This window comes from Panacagrimonas sp. (assembly GCF_965216805.1).
Classification (GTDB): domain Bacteria; phylum Pseudomonadota; class Gammaproteobacteria; order Nevskiales; family Nevskiaceae; genus Panacagrimonas.
Genome location: NZ_CBDCGN010000003.1, coordinates 886,002 through 904,408, shown reverse-complemented (window position 1 = coordinate 904,408; position 18,407 = coordinate 886,002). Strand labels below are relative to the sequence as shown.

At 64.7% G+C, this 18,407-nt stretch carries 17 protein-coding genes; 6 read left to right on the top strand and 11 right to left on the bottom strand.

All coding sequences use genetic code 11. The features are described 5' to 3' along the window. Nucleotides 1-38 precede the first annotated feature (38 nt). Genes ACOOHP_RS17220 through ACOOHP_RS17210 form a run of 3 tightly spaced genes read right to left on the bottom strand, consistent with a single transcriptional unit; the run spans nt 39 to nt 3,035 of the window. The gene (locus ACOOHP_RS17220; protein WP_420467718.1) at nt 39-794 is read right to left on the bottom strand and encodes a hypothetical protein; all 756 of its coding nucleotides are present in this window, start codon (nt 792-794) and stop codon (nt 39-41) included. A gap of 46 nt (nt 795-840) precedes the next feature. Beyond that, a complete protein-coding gene (locus tag ACOOHP_RS17215) occupies nt 841-1,956 on the bottom strand; it encodes an NAD(P)-dependent alcohol dehydrogenase (protein WP_420467717.1) in 1,116 nt (371 codons plus the stop codon). Nucleotides 1,957-2,003: 47 nt separating this feature from the next. After that, nucleotides 2,004-3,035 carry a zinc-binding dehydrogenase gene (locus ACOOHP_RS17210; protein WP_420467716.1) on the bottom strand — a complete coding sequence of 344 codons (1,032 nt, stop codon included), beginning with the start codon at nt 3,033-3,035 and terminating at the stop codon, nt 2,004-2,006. A 168-nt stretch (nt 3,036-3,203) separates the two neighbouring features. Between ACOOHP_RS17210 and ACOOHP_RS17205 the strand changes: the two genes are divergently transcribed. The 6 genes from ACOOHP_RS17205 (at nt 3,204) to ACOOHP_RS17180 (ending at nt 8,816) form a co-directional block, all read left to right on the top strand. Further along, nucleotides 3,204-4,274, top strand: coding sequence for a 2Fe-2S iron-sulfur cluster-binding protein (locus tag ACOOHP_RS17205; RefSeq protein ID WP_420467715.1), 1,071 nt, complete (start codon nt 3,204-3,206; stop codon nt 4,272-4,274). A gap of 78 nt (nt 4,275-4,352) precedes the next feature. Further along, nucleotides 4,353-4,703 carry a hypothetical protein gene (locus ACOOHP_RS17200; RefSeq protein ID WP_420467714.1) on the top strand — a complete coding sequence of 117 codons (351 nt, stop codon included), beginning with the start codon at nt 4,353-4,355 and terminating at the stop codon, nt 4,701-4,703. A 73-nt stretch (nt 4,704-4,776) separates the two neighbouring features. Further along, nucleotides 4,777-5,865, top strand: a complete 1,089-nt coding sequence (locus ACOOHP_RS17195) for a hypothetical protein (RefSeq protein WP_420467713.1) — start codon at nt 4,777-4,779, stop codon at nt 5,863-5,865. Nucleotides 5,866-5,881: 16 nt separating this feature from the next. Further along, complete coding sequence (locus ACOOHP_RS17190; protein WP_420467712.1) at nt 5,882-7,360, top strand: hypothetical protein; 1,479 nt, start codon at nt 5,882-5,884, stop codon at nt 7,358-7,360. A gap of 35 nt (nt 7,361-7,395) precedes the next feature. Then, nucleotides 7,396-7,971, top strand: coding sequence for a sigma-70 family RNA polymerase sigma factor (locus tag ACOOHP_RS17185; protein ID WP_420467711.1), 576 nt, complete (start codon nt 7,396-7,398; stop codon nt 7,969-7,971). Further along, nucleotides 7,968-8,816, top strand: coding sequence for an anti-sigma factor (locus ACOOHP_RS17180; RefSeq protein WP_420467710.1), 849 nt, complete (start codon nt 7,968-7,970; stop codon nt 8,814-8,816). The genes ACOOHP_RS17185 and ACOOHP_RS17180 overlap by 4 nt, the downstream gene beginning before the upstream one ends. A gap of 534 nt (nt 8,817-9,350) precedes the next feature. Here the strand turns inward: ACOOHP_RS17180 and styC are convergent. The 8 genes from styC to ACOOHP_RS17140 form a co-directional block, all read right to left on the bottom strand. Beyond that, nucleotides 9,351-9,824: a styrene-oxide isomerase StyC gene (styC, locus tag ACOOHP_RS17175; RefSeq protein WP_420467709.1), complete on the bottom strand. Its 474-nt coding sequence runs from the start codon at nt 9,822-9,824 to the stop codon at nt 9,351-9,353. A gap of 165 nt (nt 9,825-9,989) precedes the next feature. Further along, on the bottom strand, nt 9,990-11,543 hold the full coding sequence (locus ACOOHP_RS17170; protein WP_420467708.1) for a long-chain-fatty-acid--CoA ligase: 1,554 nt from the start codon (nt 11,541-11,543) through the stop codon (nt 9,990-9,992). A 50-nt stretch (nt 11,544-11,593) separates the two neighbouring features. Next, nucleotides 11,594-12,382, bottom strand: coding sequence for an enoyl-CoA hydratase/isomerase family protein (locus ACOOHP_RS17165; RefSeq protein ID WP_420467707.1), 789 nt, complete (start codon nt 12,380-12,382; stop codon nt 11,594-11,596). An 85-nt stretch (nt 12,383-12,467) separates the two neighbouring features. Continuing rightward, entirely contained in the window at nt 12,468-13,586 is a 1,119-nt protein-coding gene (locus tag ACOOHP_RS17160) for an alkane 1-monooxygenase (protein ID WP_420467706.1), read from the bottom strand. A 119-nt stretch (nt 13,587-13,705) separates the two neighbouring features. After that, a complete protein-coding gene (locus ACOOHP_RS17155; RefSeq protein ID WP_420467705.1) occupies nt 13,706-14,938 on the bottom strand; it encodes an acyl-CoA dehydrogenase family protein in 1,233 nt (410 codons plus the stop codon). A 441-nt stretch (nt 14,939-15,379) separates the two neighbouring features. Continuing rightward, complete coding sequence (locus ACOOHP_RS17150; RefSeq protein ID WP_420467704.1) at nt 15,380-16,546, bottom strand: acyl-CoA dehydrogenase family protein; 1,167 nt, start codon at nt 16,544-16,546, stop codon at nt 15,380-15,382. Between the two features lie 47 nt (nt 16,547-16,593). Continuing rightward, a complete protein-coding gene (locus tag ACOOHP_RS17145; protein ID WP_420467703.1) occupies nt 16,594-17,049 on the bottom strand; it encodes a MaoC family dehydratase in 456 nt (151 codons plus the stop codon). A 200-nt stretch (nt 17,050-17,249) separates the two neighbouring features. Continuing rightward, nucleotides 17,250-18,356: an acyl-CoA dehydrogenase family protein gene (locus ACOOHP_RS17140; protein ID WP_420468734.1), complete on the bottom strand. Its 1,107-nt coding sequence runs from the start codon at nt 18,354-18,356 to the stop codon at nt 17,250-17,252. Between the last annotated feature and the right edge of the window lie 51 nt (nt 18,357-18,407).

Below are 18,407 nucleotides of genomic sequence, written 5' to 3'. Positions count from 1 at the left end.
GGTTGGCCGCCGGCGCATGACATGTTGCAAAAAAATTATCAGCGCGAGGCCAGCGCCGCACCGGAGACCGATGCGCCCACGCGTGTGGAGCGCGCGGCCTGCTCGCGGCTCAGCTCCAGCCACATGAAGACGGCATTGCCGTTGAGGTAGACGCCCCACACCAGCACCGGCATGTAGAACGCCAGCAGGCCGTGGTAGGCGAACGGTCCGGTCTTGAAGAAGGCCGGGCCGGCGGCAGTGACGATGGCCACCGCGCCCGCAATGGTGAACCACGAGAACCAGCGCGGCACCATCGGCGTTTCACGCTGGTCCTGCAGTTCGACCAGCGCGGTGGAGATCATCTCGATGGACAGATAAATCCAGCCGAGCAAGAAGGCGAACCAGGCCCAGTCGTACCAGGACTGCGCAACGTCGGCGCCGGTTTCGGGCCGGTAGGCCGCCACCATCCAGGCGCAGGCGTTGAAGAACACGATCAGCGAAATGAAGATGCCGCACACCGCGGTAGTCAGCGACCAGATTGGCCAGCGGCCCTCGATCTTGGCCAGCATGATGCCGAACTGGATCGAGCTGGGCGTCAGAAATCCGGCGGCGATGTAGAACAGCGTGCAGCCGATCAGGATGCCCCACTTGTGCTCGACGGCAAACCACTGGTGGGTGGCTTCCATCCCGGCGTCGGCCGGCACCGGCATCCAGAAATTGGCGATGCCCAGCCAGCCCACCACGGTGAGCAGCGTGAAGATCCAGGTGCAGGCGACCGCGGTCTTCTGCGACGAAATACTGGCTTGCTTTTCCATCTCGATTCTCCCGACTGCGCGCGCGGCGTACGCGGTACCAAAATTTTCAGAACACCAGAACCGGCTTGATCGCGTCGCCCTTCTCGGAGGCTTCCGCGGCCTCGTTGATCTGGTCGAACGGGAATTTCTTGATCAGCTTGTCGAAGGGGAACTTGCCCTCCTTGTACCAGCCGATCATGCGCGGGATGAAGGTCTGCGGATCAGCATCACCCTCGGTGATGCATTTCACACCCACGCCGCGCAGCAGCATGCTCATCAGGTTGCCCGGCATCATCGCGTCCGGCGGCGGTACCCCGATCAGGCCCAGCGTGCCGTTGGGGAGCAGGGTTTCCACCGCAACCGCGATCACCGCCGGAATGCCGGTGGTGTCCAGCGCATGGGTCACGCCGCCGCCGCCCAGTTCCTTGATCCTGCCCAACACGTCCTCGGTTTCCTTGGGATTGATGACGTGGGTGGCGCCCAGTTCCAATGCCAGCTTGCCGCGACTGGCGTTGGGCTCGATCACGATCACCGCGCCGGCGTCCACCGCACGTGCACCCATCAGCGCCGACAGCCCTACCGCGCCGCCGCCGAAGATCGCCAGCGACTGGCCTTTCTTGATGCCGACCGAATTCACCGCCGCGCCAGCGCCGGTCTGGATGCCGCAACCCAGCGGGCCGAGCAGTTCCAGCGGCACCTGCGGATCCACTTTCACCGCGTTGCGCTCGTGCGCCACCGCGTAACTGCCGAACGAAGACTGGCCGAAGAAATTGCCGCCGATCTGGGCGCCGTCCTGGCTCAGCGCGGAGGAGCCGTCGGCTGGCCGCACGCCGGAGAAATTGTTGGGGATGAAGTTGAAGCAGTAAGCCGGCTGCTGATCGTCACAGCTCGGACAATGGGCGCAGGAATTGAAACTCAGCACCACGTGATCGCCGGCCTTGAGCGTGGTCACGCCGGAGCCCACCGACTCCACCACACCGGCGCCTTCATGGCCGAGCACGATGGGCAGCGGCACCGGAAAGCCATCGCGCGCGACCAGATCGGTGTGGCACATGCCGGTGGCAACCATCTTGACCCGCACTTCGTGATCGCGCGGCGGCGCCACGTCGACGTCTTCGAGGGTGAAAGGGCCACCTACCTTGCGGACCAGGGCGGCCTTGGCGCTGAGGGCTGCGGTGCTCATGTGTTCTCCGTGTGATCTGTGCTGAGGTTGAGTTGCATGGGTTCGATTCAGTCGGCGAGCTTGACCAGCCGCGTGCCGCGATTGGCCCCTTCGAAGACACCCTGGAACGCTTCCGGCGCCTTGTCGAGGCCTTCGACGATGTCCTCCATGGGCTTGACCTTGCGGTCGTCGATCCAGCCCTTCATCTGTTCGTCGAATTCCTTGACCCGGCCCTTGACGTGATCCGGGGCGATCAAGCCGCGCACGGTGATGCGTCGTGCAATCACGTCCTGCATGAAGGTCAGGGTGTTCTGGTAGTCGCCCTTGTAGGCGTTTTCCCCGTAGTGCGGGGTGGCCGACTGCCCGATGGCGACGATGCGGGAGTTGATGCGCATCAGCGGCATCACCGCGTCCAGCGCGCGGCCGCCTAGTGTCTCCAGGTAGACGCTGACGCCGTTGGGACAGGCAGCGCGAAGCTGCTGTTCGAAGTCACTTGCCTGGTGGTTGACGCAGGCATCGAAACCAAGCTTCTCCACCGCGAGCTGGCACTTCTCCGGCTTGCCGGCGATGCCGACCACGCGCGCACCCTTGAGCTTGGCAATCTGCCCGGCGATGTGTCCCAGGCTGCCCAGAGCGGTGCCGGTCACCACGGTCTGCCCCGGTGACGGTGGCGCCAGCGTATCCACCGCGATAAAGGCGCCGAAGCCGGCCAGCCCATAGGCGCCGAGCGCGTAGCTGGGTTTCTGCGGACCGAAATCGAGATTGCGCAGGCGCGCGCCGTCCACCGCGTCGTACTCCTGCCAGCCCCACTGGCCACTGGCGAGGTTGCCGACCTTGAAGCGCGGGTGCTTCGAATCCACCACCCGGCCCACTGCCGAACCGCGCATCGCCTGGCCGAGTTCGATCGGGTCGCGCTGGAGGGTGGTCACGCGCTGCACCCGGGCGTACAGGGTGGACTCCATCGCCAGCCACTGCGTCTGCAGCAGGACCTGGCCTTCGCCGACCTGCGGCACGTCGGCCTTGCCCATCCTGAAACAATTGGCGGTCGGCACCAGATAGCGCGGACGCTCGGCCAGGACCACTTGACGGTTGCTCGTCATGATTCCGTCTCTCCTCCACAATGCATTATCGGTGCAGCGTTTCGGCTGAGCTGCATCCGCGCACCCGACTATTGAGCCTAGCGTCGCCGGAAAATAGTATGGTATCTTACTAATTGACGCAAACACCCCGCCACCGCGACCGATCGCGGTGCCGATTCCGGAGGAAGCATGGGCTTTTTGAAGTCGCTGTTTGGCCCCAAGGAAGCAAAGTTCGTGGAGGTGGCGCCGTTCGGCGCACGCTACGAAGTCCCAAGCGGCGAAACCATGCTGGAGGCCGCGCTCAAGAACGGGGTGCCGTTCCCGCATAACTGCACGGTGGGCACCTGCGGCTCCTGCAAGTGCAAGCTCAAGACCGGCCGGGTCAGTGCGCTGACCGACTTCGGCTACACCCTGTCGCAGCAGGAGATCGCTGCCGGCTTCATCCTGGCGTGCCAGGCCATCGTGAAGGACCCGCTGACCCAAGTGGAGGTGGAGAGCGCCTCCAGCGATGCGCCCAAGCCCGAGCAGTTCACCGCCAAGCTGGTGGCCACCGAAGACCTGACCCACGACATCAAGAAGATCACCCTGGAACTGGACCGCCCCATCCACTTCGTCGCCGGCCAGTACGCGAATCTCAAGTATCCCAACGTCAAGCGTGCGCGAAACTACTCGTTCGCCGACGCGCCGGATCGCGACGGCCGCCAGCAGATCAGCTTCTACATCCGCAAGGTGCCGAACGGCGTGTTCACCGAAGCGCTCTTCAAAGGCGAGATGGCGGAAATGACGTTCGACGTGGATGCGCCGCACGGCAACTTCCACCTGCATCCCGGCAACACGCCGATGATCTGCATCGCCGGCGGCTCGGGCCTGGCACCGCTGATGAGCGTGCTGGAGAAGGCGCGCAAGGATCGCGTGAAGCGGCCCTGTGCCTTCCTGTTCGGCGCGCGCACGCAGGCCGACCTTTACTGCCTGGACCAGATCAAGCAGATCGAGCAGGGCTGGGCCGACAGCTTCGTTTTCCTGCCCGTGCTCTCGCACGAGCCGGCGGATTCGTCGTGGACCGGCGCACGCGGACTGGTCACCCAGTTCATCACCGACGCCATGCCCAACGCCAACTGGGCCGAGGCCGAAGGCTATATGTGCGGCCCGCCCGGCATGATCGACGCGGGCATCTCCTCGATGACCGAGGTCGGCATGAATCTCGATAAAATTTTCTACGATAAATTCACCGACGAAAGTCACATCGCCAAGATGCCGTAAGCGCATCGGCGAAGGTCCGAGCGGCGGGCAGCTGCCCATCGGATCTCGAAACAAGCGTGGCATCGGAGGAGACCGACCATGACAACGCTACAGATCGCGTTCCTGACGCTGGCTGCGGTGGCGGCCGGCGGGGTGTTGATGACGGCGCTGATCGTCGCGAGCAAACCCATTCCCGCCTTTCTGGGTCCAGCCCACGGACTGGCGGCACTGGCAGCGGTGGGCGTGCTGTTTGCGGTCAACCTGAGCCTGGGCGACACCACTCCGGTGCTGGCGTGGTGGGCCTTGGGCGTGTTTGTCGCCGGGCTGGTCGGCGGCCTGCTGTTGTTCCGCGTGCTGTTCAAGGACAAGGCGCCGCTGGCGCTGGCACTGGCGCACGGCTCGGTCGGCGCTTTGGGGCTTTACCTGCTCTACGGGGCGGCGTTCGCGTAACCCCGGCGGCGGCGCCTTGCGCCCGATGCGTCCAGCCTCGGCTGCACTTCGTAAGCAACAACCCGAGTCCTCCATGACCGTATCCATGCTGCAGCGCTTCATTTGCCTTAGCCGGCTCGCCTCGACCCTGGCGGTGGGCATCGTCATCGCAGCGCAGCCCATCGCAGCGGCACACGCTCAGGGCGATGCCACGCTGGGCGGCCTGCCGCTGACGCCCGACAGCGTGGTGTACGACCTCCAGATCGTGGCGACGGTCGAGGCCGAACAGACCTGGGAGAAGAACGACCCGGAATACCCAGGCCGCCAGTGGTCGACAGCGACCGGCACGCAGCGCTACGAAATCTTTACGCAGCTGGCCACCGATGGCCGCGCCGACCCGCGCAACCTGCTGGACCACGATCTCAATACCCGGCTGGAGGCCAAGACCATCCACCTTGCGCGCAGTGCGGTGCGGCTGATGGAAGCGGCGGGCAAGTCGGTCAAGATCCCGGAGACACCGGAGGAAGAGCGCGCGCTGACCCTGCAGATGCAGCGCGAAATGATCGCCTGCGAAGCGCAACCGGTGTGCTACCAGGAAATCCAGATGCGCTACGCGGCGATTTTTGCGGCGATGAATTACCCGGAAGCGCTGGAGGAGGACACGGTCCCCGGCCAGTACCTGTACATGCTGCCGTTCCGGGGTTGCAAGGGACGCTCGCGCGTCACCCTGGAGCTGTCCATCGAAGGGGTGCGTTACAACAAGTCGGCAGACGATTTCGTGCCGTTTTCGGAGCATCGCGAGGCGGACACCGTCGACGCCTTCGAAGGCCTGCCCCTGTGCGATCGCTTCCTGGCGGTGATCGACCTCAAGGACCAGGAGCGCGGGTTCTATCTGGAGAACGTATTCGTGCCACGCCCCACCGGCACCACCACCTACACCGAGCTGGGACACACCAGCAAGAAGACCGAGCCGCAACCGATGCCGCCGGCTGCAGTGGACTGGCTGACCGCGGTGCTGCGCCAGGCCGCTCCCAGCGGCAGTGCCGAGTCGGTGCAACCGCTGTACCTGTCGCTCAACGGCAACTCGACCTGGCTGGGCCTGTGGAAGGGCGAGGCCAAGGTGAAGATGGAATGGCGCTTCGCGCCCGCCGACAACAATAACGCGCAGCCCAAGACCCCATAACCGGAGGAAACCACGCATGCATCGCGCATCCCTGCTCACGCGCGTCCTGGCGATCGCCAGCCTGACATCGGCTCTGGGCGCCTGCACCACCACCCAGCCGTCGCCGTTCGTGGGTCTCTACGCCGGGTATGACGACTGCCGCGAGCGCTATGCCGAAATCGACGCGCAGATCGATGCCGCCGGCGTGCGCGACGCCGCGTTCTACCGGGTCCCGGGCTATCCGTACATGCGTACCGATCGGCTGCTCGCCTCGTACGCTCACGAGGTGGAAGGACTCAACCAGGTTGCCGGCTGGATGCGCCGCATGCGCGAGCTGGATCAGGAGGCGCGCGAGTTCGAGATGCGCAACCTGGGCATGACCCTGGAACAGGTCGGTCTTGTACGCTCGCGCCTGCAGGATTGCGGCCGCGTGCTGGCGGCGGTGGAGCTGGACTCGCCGGAAGCGCTGGCGGCCCTGCGCGACGCGGTGCAGCCGCCACCCGAGTACTCCAGCGTGGCTCGCACCCTGGGTCTGTACCCGCTGATGGCGCCGCTGCTCAAGTCGCATACCACCCGCGAGCAGGAACAGGCGCAGGCACAATTCGACGAGGCCGCGGAGGCATCGACGCAACCACCGGTGGTGCGCTGGAAGGCGGAGGCGGTCGAGGACCTGAGTCTCGTGCCGGCCGATTTCGACAAGGCCTACCCCGACGAGCTGGGCATACCGGGTCTGGTCGACTCCGCCTGGCGCGCGCTGGCCGAAACCCACGCACCGCAGTTGTGGCTGGAGTCCGCCGACGCCGTCAATCAGCCCGGCGCCCCGGTCTGGACGGACGACGGCGTGGCGGTCGATGCCAGTCTTCCGGTGGTGCACTACCACTTCGACTTCGCGCGCTTCGGTGGCCACGCGCTGGCGCGGATCAACTACTTCATGTGGTTCCGCAAAGCCGGCGATGACGGCGCCGCCGGTGCCGGGATCGACGGCCTGATCTGGCGCGTGACCCTGGACCGCCACGCCAAGCCGCTGCTGTTCGAGAGCCTGCATGCATCCGGCCGCGACCATTACTGGTTCCCGGCGCAGTCGCTGCAACGGCGCGAGCCGAACGGCTACTGGATCGATCCGCCCCTGTTTCCGCAAACCGGTCTGGCGCCTGCCGCTCCGGTCCTGCGATTGACGCGGGACCAGCACGAGTTGCGTCAGGTGCGGCCGGCTAATGAAGTCAAAGAAGGCCCGGTGCGCACCTACGCGTTGAAGCGCTACGAAGATCTGTATCTGACCGCCACCCCAGAGGGGGGCACCCGCAGCATCTTCGGGGCCGATGGCTTCGTCGCCGGCTCCGACGCCACCGAGCCCGCCTGGTTGCTGGCTAGCGGCATGCGCCGGCCGGGGGCGCTGCGCCAGTACGGACACCACGCCACCAGCCTGCTCGGCCACCGTCATTTCGACGACCCCCATCTCCTTGAGGAAGTGTTTGTGGCACCGCCACCGCCAGTGGCCGCCAAGTCCGCCCCCTGACGCCCGTGGCCACGGTCGCGTGGCCCGCCCGGATCATGAAACCCGTCGTCGCCAACGCAGAACAACTGCTGCACCTGATTCAGCGCATCCAGGCACGCGACGCCGCCGCACTGGGCGAGCTCTACGACCACACCAGCCCGATCCTCTACGGTCTGCTGCTGCGCATGCTGCGGCGCCCCGACTGGGCCGAGGAAGCCTTGCAGGACTGTTATCTGCGTGTGTGGCAACGGGCCGAGACCTATACCCCGGACAAGGGCGAGCCGATCGCCTGGCTGATCGGGATTGCACGCTACCGCGGCCTGGACCGCCTGCCCTCGGCGCGCGAGCGCGCGGTGTCGGACCTGCCGTCGGCCGACGGTGGCGATATCGAGGAAATGCCGGACCACGCCCCCAGCCCGGAGGATGCCGCGGTCGAACGCGAGGGCCTGCAACGCCTCGATCGCTGCCTGCGGGGCTTGCAGGAAGAGCAGCGCAGGAGTGTACTGATGGCCTACTACGAGGGTTATTCCCACTCGGAGCTGGCGCTGGCCATGGACGCGCCCCTGGGAACCGTCAAGGCCTGGGTGCGTCGGGGTCTGGCGCGATTGCGCGAATGTCTGGAGCGACCATGAACTACGCCCACCCCGAGCTGTTGCGACATCTGGCCGCCGAGTACGTGCTCGGCACCCTGCGCGGCCCCGCCCGGCGCCGTTTCGAAAGCCTCATGCAGCAGCGTCAGGAGGCGCGCGAGCACGTCGATTTCTGGGAATTCCGACTCAGCGAATTCGGCCAGGCAGTGGCGCCGGTATGTCCGCCGGCCGCGACTCGCGAAGCGCTGTTGCGACGGGCCACACCGGTCCCTGCTGCGGCGCCGCTCCCGGTAGACGGCCTCGAACGGCATCCGCGTCCGGCCGTGTCGCAGCGGCGCTCGGCGCGGCGGCGGCGGCGCTGGCTGACCGCGGCCGCCTCGGTGATAGCGCTGGCGGCGGCCTTCCTGATCGGCCAGAACAACCCGTCGATTCCACCGCAGGGCCGGACGCAAATTGCGGAGGCGCCTTTGGCAGCGGTCACGCCCACGCCCGTCGCGGCGCCGGTGGCGTCCGTCGTGCCGACCGAGCCGCACAGCGCCGAGCCCGAGCTGTACCTCGCGCAGCTCAAGCTGCCGGCCTCCAGCATGGGCTGGCTGCTGAGCCTGTCGCGCGATCACCGCCGGCTCAGCGTCGTGGCCGCCGACGACCTGCTGACCCTGGGCCGGCACACGCTGCAGCTGTGGTGGATTTCGCCCGACCGCGGCCCGGTGCCGCTGGCGATGCTGCCGGCCGAGCGCGACAAGATGACGGTGATCGATCTGCCGGCCGAGGTCCTGCGCGGCTCGCACATCACCTTTGCCGTCAGCATGGAACCGGAGGGCGGCTCGCGGTCGGGCAAGCCCAGCGGTCCGGTGCTCAGCGCCACGCCGCAACTGGACACGATCTGAGCGGATTGATCGAAGCCCTTGTTCCCCGGCGGCCTGGGTCGCGACGGTTCAGCCCGGAAACCGCATTTCAACGCAAAGGCGCAAAGCCAACAGAAAGGACGCCAAGAATTTTTCTGGGCGGCGTCCCGCACCAGATGGGTGAACGCAGTCCACGGCGTTTTCCTTTGCGCCTTGCTTGCCGTTCTTCGCGTCCCTTTGCGTTCAACCGCTTTTTGTAGGTTCAGCGCCCCGAGAACTGCGGCGGCGCCTTCGCCGGCACCGACTGACTGGACCGCATTCCAGGCAAGCTTGCGCGCCAGCGTCAGCGCTTCGGCGCCGAGTTCGGCATCGTCCACCACTGTCGGGATCAGGCCGTAGTCCTGCGCCTGCTGGGCGCACTCCTTCCGGTTGAGCGTGACGAAGTCCATCGCCCTCAGCGACACCGCGCCGCCGGTGCACCGCGCGTAAACGGCCATCACCACCGGCGCATCGCACCGGGCCAGACGCGACTTCGCCTTGATCTTTCGTCCGCGTCGATCCGCGGCAAACCTGCGCTCAGCCGCGCTGCGAAAACGCCTCGCGCATCAGGATGAAGATCGCGATCAGCGAGATCACCGCGAACAGCAGCGCGGGGACCAGACCGACGATGGACGCGAGGTTGGACTCACCGAAGCGATTGTCCGCCACGCTCAGCGCCCGATTGGGCGCGAACAGCGCGGCCCAGTAGAACAGCGTGTTGGCGTAGCCGGTGCCGATCAGCATCCAGAACAACTGCCCTGCGGGCTTCTCCGATACGGGCAGCACGTAGATCAGGACGGCCACCAGCATGATGAGCATGCCGTTCAACATCCCGCCGATGTGCGTACGCACCCAGGCATCGGGACTGCCTGGGAACCCGAACTCGATAATGCGCCCCGGGATCAGTTCGATCCCCCCGAGCAGACTGACGAGCAGGCCGATCCCCGCCACCATGCCGATCAACATCACCAGTGCCCCGTGTCCCACCATGCTGCGTTGCTTCGCGTTCACTTGATCTCCCCGGTCTGTGAAACCACTGCCTCTTATTGCCACGGATCCGCACGGATGAACGCGGATGAACAGGGACAACTGTGACCCTTCAGTCGCGATCGGTCTGGCCGTTTATCCCGTGTTGATCCGTGTTGATCCGTGGCTAATTTGTCTTGGGGCTCCCTTCTACCCCGTCTTGAGCTGATCGCGCACGATGCGCTTGAGCACCTTGCCGGTCGGCGTCATCGGGAGCGCGTCCACAAAACGGACCTCTTTCGGCACCTTGTACCCGGCAATGAGTCCACGGCAATGCTTGATGATCTCTTCCTGCGTCGGCTTGGCGTCCGGCGCCGCAATGATCACGGCGGTCACGCGCTCGCCCCACTTGGGGTCCGGCACGCCAACCACCGCGCATTGGCGCACGCCCGGATGCTTGGCCAGGGCCTGCTCCACTTCGGCTGAATACACGTTCTCGCCGCCGGTGACGATCATGTCCTTGACCCGATCGACGATGTAGTAAAGCCCTTCGGCGTCGCAAAAGCCGGCATCGCCGGTGCGATACCAACCGTCACGCAACACTGCGGCGGTCGCTTCCGGCTGTTTCCAGTAGCCGCCGAACATGTTCGGCATGCGCACCCAGAACTCGCCACCTTCGCCCTGCGCGACCTGTTTGCCGTCGGCGTCCATGATCTTGATTTCGATCAGCGGCAGCGGCGTGCCGCAGGAACGCAGGCGTGCTTCGTCGTTGACATCGTGCTGTTCCGGGCGCAGCAGGGTGATGGCGCCGGAAGATTCGGTGGCGCCGTAGAACTGCATGAACTGGCAGCCCATCTCCTGCAGCGCGCGCTTGAGCAGGGTGGAACTGATGGCCGAACCGGCGTACATCACCAGCCGCAGCGAGGAGAAATCGGCGCTTTTCGCTTCCGGGTGGTCCAGGATCATCTGGATTGCAGTGGGCACCAACGCGCAGATCGTGGGCCGGTCGCGTGCCAGAAACTTGAACAGGTTGCCCGGGTCCAGCATCGGCAGCAGCGACACCGCGGCGCCGTTGTAGAGCGCCTGCACCGACAGCCCGGTACCCACCAGGTGGAACACCGGCATCACGGTGAGCATGACGTCGCCATCGCGCCACTGATAAGCCGGCTCCAGGTGCTCGCACAGGCGCATGCGATCAAGGCCGCGATGAGTCAATTGCACGCCCTTGGGCTTGCCGGTGGTGCCGGAGGTGTAGATCAGCAAGGCGGTGTCGTCGGGATGGATGCGCACTTGCGGATCGCGACCGTCGCCGGCACTCATCCAGGATTCGAATTCGCCGGCGCTGCTCGCGGTGGAATCGAAAACCACCGTGCGGAATTTTCGCGTGCACTGGTTCTGCACCGTGGCCAGTATCTCGACGAACTCGCGGTCGACGAAGATCAGCGGGCTTTCCGCATCGTCGATGACCGGCGCCAGTTCCGCCGGCGCCAGCCGCCAGTTGAGCGGCACCATGCCGGCGCCGGCCTTGAGCACGCCGAACAGCAGTTCGAAATAACGCGCGGAGTTCTTGCCGAAGAAGCCGATGTGCGCACCGGGCCGGACACCGTCGGCGACCAGCGCGCTGGCGATTCGGTTGCTGACCTGGTCGAGCTGCGCGAACGTGCGCGTACCCAATCCATCGATCAGTGCGCTGCGCTCAGGGCTCACCCTGGCGTAATGTCGCGGGATGTCGGCGACGTTCTGTATCTCGAAGTGCAACCACATGACGGGCTCTCCTGTTTCTCGTTGATCTTCGGGGTCTGGCGACTCGGGAACTAGCGACCCTGAAACTCGGCTTTGCGCTTCTGGGCAAATGCGGTGATGCCCTCACGCGCGTCGGCGCTGCCCGCCACGCCGGCAAGGGCGTGGGCTTCATCTTCGAGCTGGGTTTCCAGCGGCTGGCGGAACGCCTTGTTGATGAGACGACGAATCTCGCCATAAGCCCGCGTCGGACCTTGGCTGAGCTGGACCGCCATGCGCTCGGCCTCGGCCATTAGCTTGTCGTCGTCCACCAGATGATCGACCAGTCCGATATCCGCGGCGGTCTGTGCCTCCAACATTTCGTTGAACAGCATGAACCGTCGCGCTCGCGCAATGCCGATGCGCGAGGCCAGCGCAAAGGAGGCGCCCGCATCGCAGCTGTAGCCGATCTGCGGATAGGCCGCGCCGAAGCGGGCGCCACGACCGGCCAGCACCACGTCGCAGCCCGCGATCAGCGCCACGCCGCCGCCCATGCAGGTGGCGTGAACCGCTGCGACGATCGGCGCATCCAGTCTTTGCAATCGCGCGATCCCCATGTGCAGTCCGGCGGTCCAGCCGCGAATCGAATCCGGCAGGGTATCGAGCTGCTGGACGAACATGCGGATATCGCCACCGACGCTGAAGAACTTGCCATTCGCGGTCAGCAGGATCGCCCGCAGATCCTTGCGTCCTGCCAGCTCGTTGCCGACCTTGCAGATCTCGTCGCAGAACTCGGCGTTGAAGGGATTGCCCAGCTCGGGCTGGTTCAGAGTCAGCCTTGCGAGGCCGTTGGCAACTTCCAGACTGATCGATCGGTAGGACATGGGGCTCCAAAATAAAAAGGCCACTGATCTGCAGCGAGATCAGTGGCCGGTGTGCGTGCGAAAAAGACGCGCTGAAAGGACCGGCTCAGACGCCGACCGTGGCAGCCTTGCCGACCTGGGCTTCGGGCTCGTTCTGCCAGTCCGGCCAGCCGGCTGCAGCGTTCTGCCTGGCGGCCAGCGCACGTTCCTCGGCCGTGGCGAACTCCAGGTCCCAGCGCTTGAGCGCAGGCTTGGCGATCATCTCGTGCCACAGCGGCGGGATCAGCGCGGCCAGGAAGCACACGAACACGCTGGGCATAGGGATCGCTTCCTTGTGTGGCACCAGCTTGTAGTACACCTGATAGCTGTTCAGGTGATGATCGGCATGGTTGGTGATCTCGAAACCGCAGGTGCGCGAGAACCAGCCCAGGTGGTTCCACAGATGCCGCCGCCCGATCGGCGCACCCTTGACCCGGATCACGCCGTAATGCTGGAAGTAATTGAAGCTCTCGACCCAGAAGCGTGCCACCAGCTGCGCCGCCAGTCCGCAGGCGTTGGCGATCCAGCCGCCGACCAGATACAGCAGCGCGTGGAAGATCACCAGCGCCAGCAGCGCACGCCAGACGCGGTGGCTGATGTGCCAGGGGCTCAGGCCCTTCTTCTTCAGCGCGTCGGCTTCCATGTTCAGCGCATACAGGGTGCTCTCGATCACCGCGTTGCCGGTGAATTTGTACAGGTTGGTGCCACGCGCCGCGGTATCGCCATCGTCCGGCGTGGCGACGTCGATGTGGTGACCGACCACGTGACCGATGTCGCGCGTGCAGTCGAGGATGCACAGGTGCCCGTAGCGGCCCACGGTGCGCGCGATTGGGTTGCGCATGTGGTACAGCTCGTGCGCCGCCGGCACCAGCGGGATCACGCCCATCCAGCCCACCGACAGAATGCCGCCAAGCATCTGCCAGCCGGTCAGTTCCTCGACCGACAGGCGCCAGGCGAACGCAAAGTACAGCAGCACCGGTCCGATGCAGCACAGCCAGATCGGGATGTTGGCCAGCGTGGCGTTGCTCATCTTGCGAACGCGGTAGTCGCGTCCGACCAGGGTGTCGAGGACGGCCAGGGCCGGGAAGGTGATGATGCCCAGCCACACCCAGTCACCGCCCAGGAAGAATCCTGCGAACGCCAAGCCCAGAACCAGCACCGGAGTCCAATACTTGAGGTAGTCCATCTTTCGCCTCCTGTCCGAACTTTCGCGGACGTTGCCTGTTGCGCTTCAGTTACAACGCTATTTGGGTCTGAATCTGCCGGGAGACCCCGGAGTCTTTCCGGCCCACTTCCAATCCTGCCTCAACTGGCCGCCAATTTCCTGGGCTCGTCGGAGCTAACGGTTTGCGCGCCCGGCGAGCCGATCGGCTTGACCTTCTCGAAGCCTTCCACGCGGCTGAACAGCGACCGCCCGATGATCAGCTTCATGACTTCGATCGAGCCGCCGGCGATCTTGACGATGCGCGAATCGGCGAAGGCGCGCGAGATCGGGTATTCCCACATATAACCCCAGCCGCCGAATAGCTGCAGGCACTCGTCGGCGACCTTGCAGTGAAGGTTCGACAGCCACATCTTGGCGATGGCGGCATCGACCTCGTTCAGCTCGCCGGCCATGAACTTGGCGATGCAGTGATCGGTGAACACACGCCCGATGGTCGCCTCGGCATACAACTCGGCGAGCTTGAACTGCGTGTTCTGGAACGCTCCGATAGTGGTGCCGAAGGCCTTGCGGTTGGCGGTGTAGTCCACCGTGATATCGATCAGGTGCTCGGCCACCGTCGCCGAGCGGATGGCCTGGGCCAGACGCTCCTGCGCAAGCTTGGTCATCATCAGCTTGAAGCCTTCGCCTTCCTTGCCCAGCATGGCGCTGGCCGGAATCCGCAGATCTTCGAAAAACAGTTCGGAGGTGTCCTGGGCCTTCATGCCCAGCTTCTCCAGATTCTTGCCGCGCTTGAAGCCGGGCAGCGAGGTGTCGACCAGGAACAGCGTGATGCCCTTGCCGCCGGCGGCGCTGTCGGTCTTGGTGGCCAGCACCAGCACGTCGCAAAGCTGGCCGTTGGAGATGAAGACCTTCTGACCGTTGACGATGAAATCGTCGCCGTCACGCACCGCGCGGGTACGGATGTTCTTGAGGTCGGAACCGGCGTGCGGTTCGGTCATGCCTAGCGATCCGATCGCCTGACCCGACACCATCTTCGGCAGCCAATACGCCTTCTGCTCCTCGCTGCCGAACGATTTCACATAGGTGGCGACCAGATCGCAGTGAATGAGAAAGCCGGGGCCGGTGAAACCGCTGCGCGCCATCTCCTCGAACACCACCACGTCGAACAGGTAATCCAGTCCCAGACCGCCGTACTCCTCGGGCACGGTGCAGCACAACATGCCGGCGTCGCCCGCCTTGTGCCAGAGCTCGCGCGGCACCACGCCATCCTTTTCCCACTGCTCGTGGTGGGGGGCGATTTCCTTTTCGATGAACTTGCGCACCGAGGTGCGGAACATCTCGTGCTCTTCGCGGAAAAGCTGGCGCTGAAACATGTGACACTCCTTTTTACCGCCAAATCGTAGGGTTCCTTACGACATTTGTAAAGGCGGTTGCCGCCCTACGGCCGGAAGCTGGATGGCGGCGTCCGGAAGGCCGGGCGAGCGCCGTTGCAAGGTTCATTTCTCGTGGCGCCGCGACGGGCCACCAGCAACGCTCGAAGCGGGCGAGGGTGTGGCGCTCCGAGGTCTAGCCCGCATTTCTCACAGGGGGATCGAGCGGTGGCCGTATGTCGAGGACGTGCAGTGCGCCGGGACGGAGCGAACCCCATAGTGGTTCTATGGGGTGAGTGAGTCCCAAGCGATGCGCGCCGCAGACAGGCCAGCGCCGATCCAGTCGGAGAATCTCTCTACAGTCTGTTTCGGAATCGAAGTCGAAGAACGTTGTGCGGATTGGCGATGGCAAGGGATTCTCCGGCGACCTGTGAGAAATGCGGGCTAGTAGGACTTGGGCTGGTCCAGCACCTTTTCGGCGATGAACGACATGATCATCTGCTCGGTGACCGGGGCGATGCGGGTGATGGTGACTTCGCGCAGCAGACGCTCGACGTGGTATTCCTTGGCATAGCCAAATCCGCCGTGCGTCAGCACCGCCTGCAGACAGGCGTCGTACCCGGCGCGGGCCCCCAGGAACTTCGCGGCGTTGGCCTCGGCCCCGCAGGGCTGGTGGTTGTCGTACAGCCAGGCGGCCTTCTGCACCATGAGGTAGGCCGCTTCCAGATTCATCCACTTTTCCGCCAGCGGATGCTGGATGCCCTGGTTCATGCCGATGGGGCGATTGAAGACGATGCGCTCCTTGGCGTACTGGGACGCGCGCCGCAGAGCGTCCTGCCCGATGCCGATTGCCTCCACCGCAATCAGCACACGCTCCGGGTTGAGGCTGTGCAGGATGTAACGAAAGCCCTTGCCCTCTTCGCCGACGCGATCGGCATCGGGAATGAACAGGCCGTCGATGAAGATGGCGTTGGAGTCCACCGCCTTGCGGCCCATCTTGGGAATCTTCTTGACCTCGATCTTGGAGCGATCCATGTCGGTGTAGAAGATGGTGATGCCATCGGTGGTCTTCTTGCAGTCCTCCAGCTTGGTCGTTCGCGTCAGCAGCATGATCTTGTTGGCGACCTGGCCGGTCGAGGTCCACACCTTCTGGCCGTCGACGATGTAGCCGCCGTCCACCTTGCGGGCAAAGGTCTTGATCGCGGTGGTGTTGAGTCCGGCGTTCGGCTCGGTAAAGCCGAAACAGCACTGGTCCTTGCCGGCCACGAGGTTCGGAATCCAGCGTGCCTTCTGCTCCGGCGTGCCGAAGACGATGATGGGATGCGGCCCGAACAGGTTGATATGCACGGTGGAGGTCGCCGCCATGCCGCCGCCGTGGCTGGCGACCTCGTGCATCATCACCATCGCCTCGGTCACACCCAGTCCCGAGCCGCCATATTCCTCCGGCATGGTCAGGCCCAGCCAGCCGCCGTCGGCCATGGCGCGATGGAACTCGACGGGAAACTTGCCGTCTTCGTCGCGCTCCAGCCAGTAGTCGTCGCCGAAAGACTTGACCACGGCGGCGACGCCTTCACGAATGGCCTGGTGATCGGAATTGAGGGAGAAATCCATACGGGGCTCCGGCAGAGAGGTTGTGGCGATCGTGGCCGCGGATGCGATCAGGCCGCCGGCTTGCGCAGCATCAACCCCTGGCGCAGGCAGGAACAGACCAGTTCGTCACGCTGGTTCAAGCCTTCGTGCTTGAACGTGACGATGCCGGCGTTGGGCCGCGACTTGCTGTCGCGCAACTCCATGATCGTGGTCACCGAGCGGATGGTGTCGCCGGCGAACACGGGCTTGGGAAAGCGCACGTCGGTCATGCCGAGATTGGCCACCGTCGTGCCCAGAGTGGTGTCCTGCACGGTCACGCCGATCACCAGACCCAGCGTGAAGATGGAGTTGATCAGCGGCTTGCCGAACTCCGTGTTCTTGCAGTATTCGGCGTCGATGTGAACCTGAGCCGGATTGTAGGTGGCACCGCAGAACCAGACGTTGTCGGCCTCGGTCACCGTGCGACGAATCTCGTGTTCGAAAACACGGCCGACCTCGAACTGCTCGTAGTAAAGACCTGCCATTGCTTGCTCCAATCAGGGGTGCGCGGAAATGGACGAAAAGCGTTTTTTGCCGCGGATAAGCACGGATATACACGGAGCAAAAGCAACGCACATGCAGTTACTTTTTTTTGAACTTCCCGTCGAGACGCCGCCCCGGTCTAGCGAGCAGTTCCGATCCGCGTATATCCGTGTCCATCCGTAGCAGGAAATTTTGCAGCCGCTCAGAGATTGCGCGAAATCAGCTCGCGCATGATCTCGGTGGTGCCGCCGTAGATGCGCATGATGCGTGCGTCGGCATACAGACGACAGATCTCGTACTCGCGCATGAAGCCGTATCCGCCGTGCAGTTGCAGGCAGGCATCGACCACCCGGCCGTGCATTTCCGAACACCACATCTTGGCGGTGGACGCGTCCAGCGCGCTGAGTTCATGACGGACGTGTTTCTCCAGACACTGGTCGACGAAGGCCCAGCCGACCAGCAGATCGGCCTTGAGATCGGCCAGCTTATAGCGCGTGTTCTGGAAATCCGCGATCGCCTGGCCGAAGGCCTTGCGCTGGCGCGTGTAGTCCACGGTGATGTCGAAAGCGCGCTGGGCCGCTGCCATGGACTGGTAGGCGATGATCAGGCGCTCCTGCGGCAGCTCGGTCATCAGGGTCGCGAAGCCGGTCCCCTCGGCGCCCATCAGGTTGGCGACGGGCACCTCGACGTCCTCGAACGACATCTCCGAAGTGTCGGAGGACAGCAACCCCAGCTTGGCCAGCTTGCGACCGCGACGGAACCCCGGGCGATCGGTCTCGACCAGGATCAGGCTCATGCCCTTGGCGCCCGGTGCATCCGAAGTGCGGCAGACCACGATCACCAGATCGCAGTGCTGGCCGTTGGAGATGAAGGTCTTGGCGCCATCGATGCGGTAAACATCGCCGTCGCGCACGGCGCGGGTCTTGATCCCTTGCAGGTCGCTGCCGGTGCCGGGCTCGGTCATCGCGATCGCGCACACCGTCTCGCCGCTGACCATGCGCGGCAGCCATTTCTCTTTCTGAGCCTCGGTCCCGGCGTTGAGGATGTAGCCGGCGCAGACGTCGCTGTGCACGGAGTAGTCGGTCATCGGCCCGGCATAGCCGGCGTAGGCGATCTCCTCGACCACGACGCAGTTGTACTTGAAGTCGCCGCCGGCACCGCCATAGCCCTCGGGAATCTGCGGGCACAGCAGACCAGCCTCGCCACCGGCCTGCCAGTAGCTGCGATCCACCATACCGGCCTGCTCCCAGCGCTCGAAGTGCGGCGCGATCTGGGCCTTGACGAAGCCACGCACGGCATCGCGAAACATCTCGTGTTCTGGGTTGTAGACCGCGCGATTGCTGAGCACTAGGAGATTTCC

Coding starts and splice junctions, on each gene's coding strand:
- ACOOHP_RS17220 (WP_420467718.1), bottom strand. CDS start 794: ATGGAAAAGCAAGCCAGTATTTCGTCGCAGAAGACCGCGGTCGCCTGC.
- ACOOHP_RS17215 (WP_420467717.1), bottom strand. CDS start 1,956: ATGAGCACCGCAGCCCTCAGCGCCAAGGCCGCCCTGGTCCGCAAGGTA.
- ACOOHP_RS17210 (WP_420467716.1), bottom strand. CDS start 3,035: ATGACGAGCAACCGTCAAGTGGTCCTGGCCGAGCGTCCGCGCTATCTG.
- ACOOHP_RS17205 (WP_420467715.1), top strand. CDS start 3,204: ATGGGCTTTTTGAAGTCGCTGTTTGGCCCCAAGGAAGCAAAGTTCGTG.
- ACOOHP_RS17200 (WP_420467714.1), top strand. CDS start 4,353: ATGACAACGCTACAGATCGCGTTCCTGACGCTGGCTGCGGTGGCGGCC.
- ACOOHP_RS17195 (WP_420467713.1), top strand. CDS start 4,777: ATGACCGTATCCATGCTGCAGCGCTTCATTTGCCTTAGCCGGCTCGCC.
- ACOOHP_RS17190 (WP_420467712.1), top strand. CDS start 5,882: ATGCATCGCGCATCCCTGCTCACGCGCGTCCTGGCGATCGCCAGCCTG.
- ACOOHP_RS17185 (WP_420467711.1), top strand. CDS start 7,396: ATGAAACCCGTCGTCGCCAACGCAGAACAACTGCTGCACCTGATTCAG.
- ACOOHP_RS17180 (WP_420467710.1), top strand. CDS start 7,968: ATGAACTACGCCCACCCCGAGCTGTTGCGACATCTGGCCGCCGAGTAC.
- ACOOHP_RS17170 (WP_420467708.1), bottom strand. CDS start 11,543: ATGTGGTTGCACTTCGAGATACAGAACGTCGCCGACATCCCGCGACAT.
- ACOOHP_RS17165 (WP_420467707.1), bottom strand. CDS start 12,382: ATGTCCTACCGATCGATCAGTCTGGAAGTTGCCAACGGCCTCGCAAGG.
- ACOOHP_RS17160 (WP_420467706.1), bottom strand. CDS start 13,586: ATGGACTACCTCAAGTATTGGACTCCGGTGCTGGTTCTGGGCTTGGCG.
- ACOOHP_RS17155 (WP_420467705.1), bottom strand. CDS start 14,938: ATGTTTCAGCGCCAGCTTTTCCGCGAAGAGCACGAGATGTTCCGCACC.
- ACOOHP_RS17150 (WP_420467704.1), bottom strand. CDS start 16,546: ATGGATTTCTCCCTCAATTCCGATCACCAGGCCATTCGTGAAGGCGTC.
- ACOOHP_RS17145 (WP_420467703.1), bottom strand. CDS start 17,049: ATGGCAGGTCTTTACTACGAGCAGTTCGAGGTCGGCCGTGTTTTCGAA.
- ACOOHP_RS17140 (WP_420468734.1), bottom strand. CDS start 18,356: ATGTTTCGCGATGCCGTGCGTGGCTTCGTCAAGGCCCAGATCGCGCCG.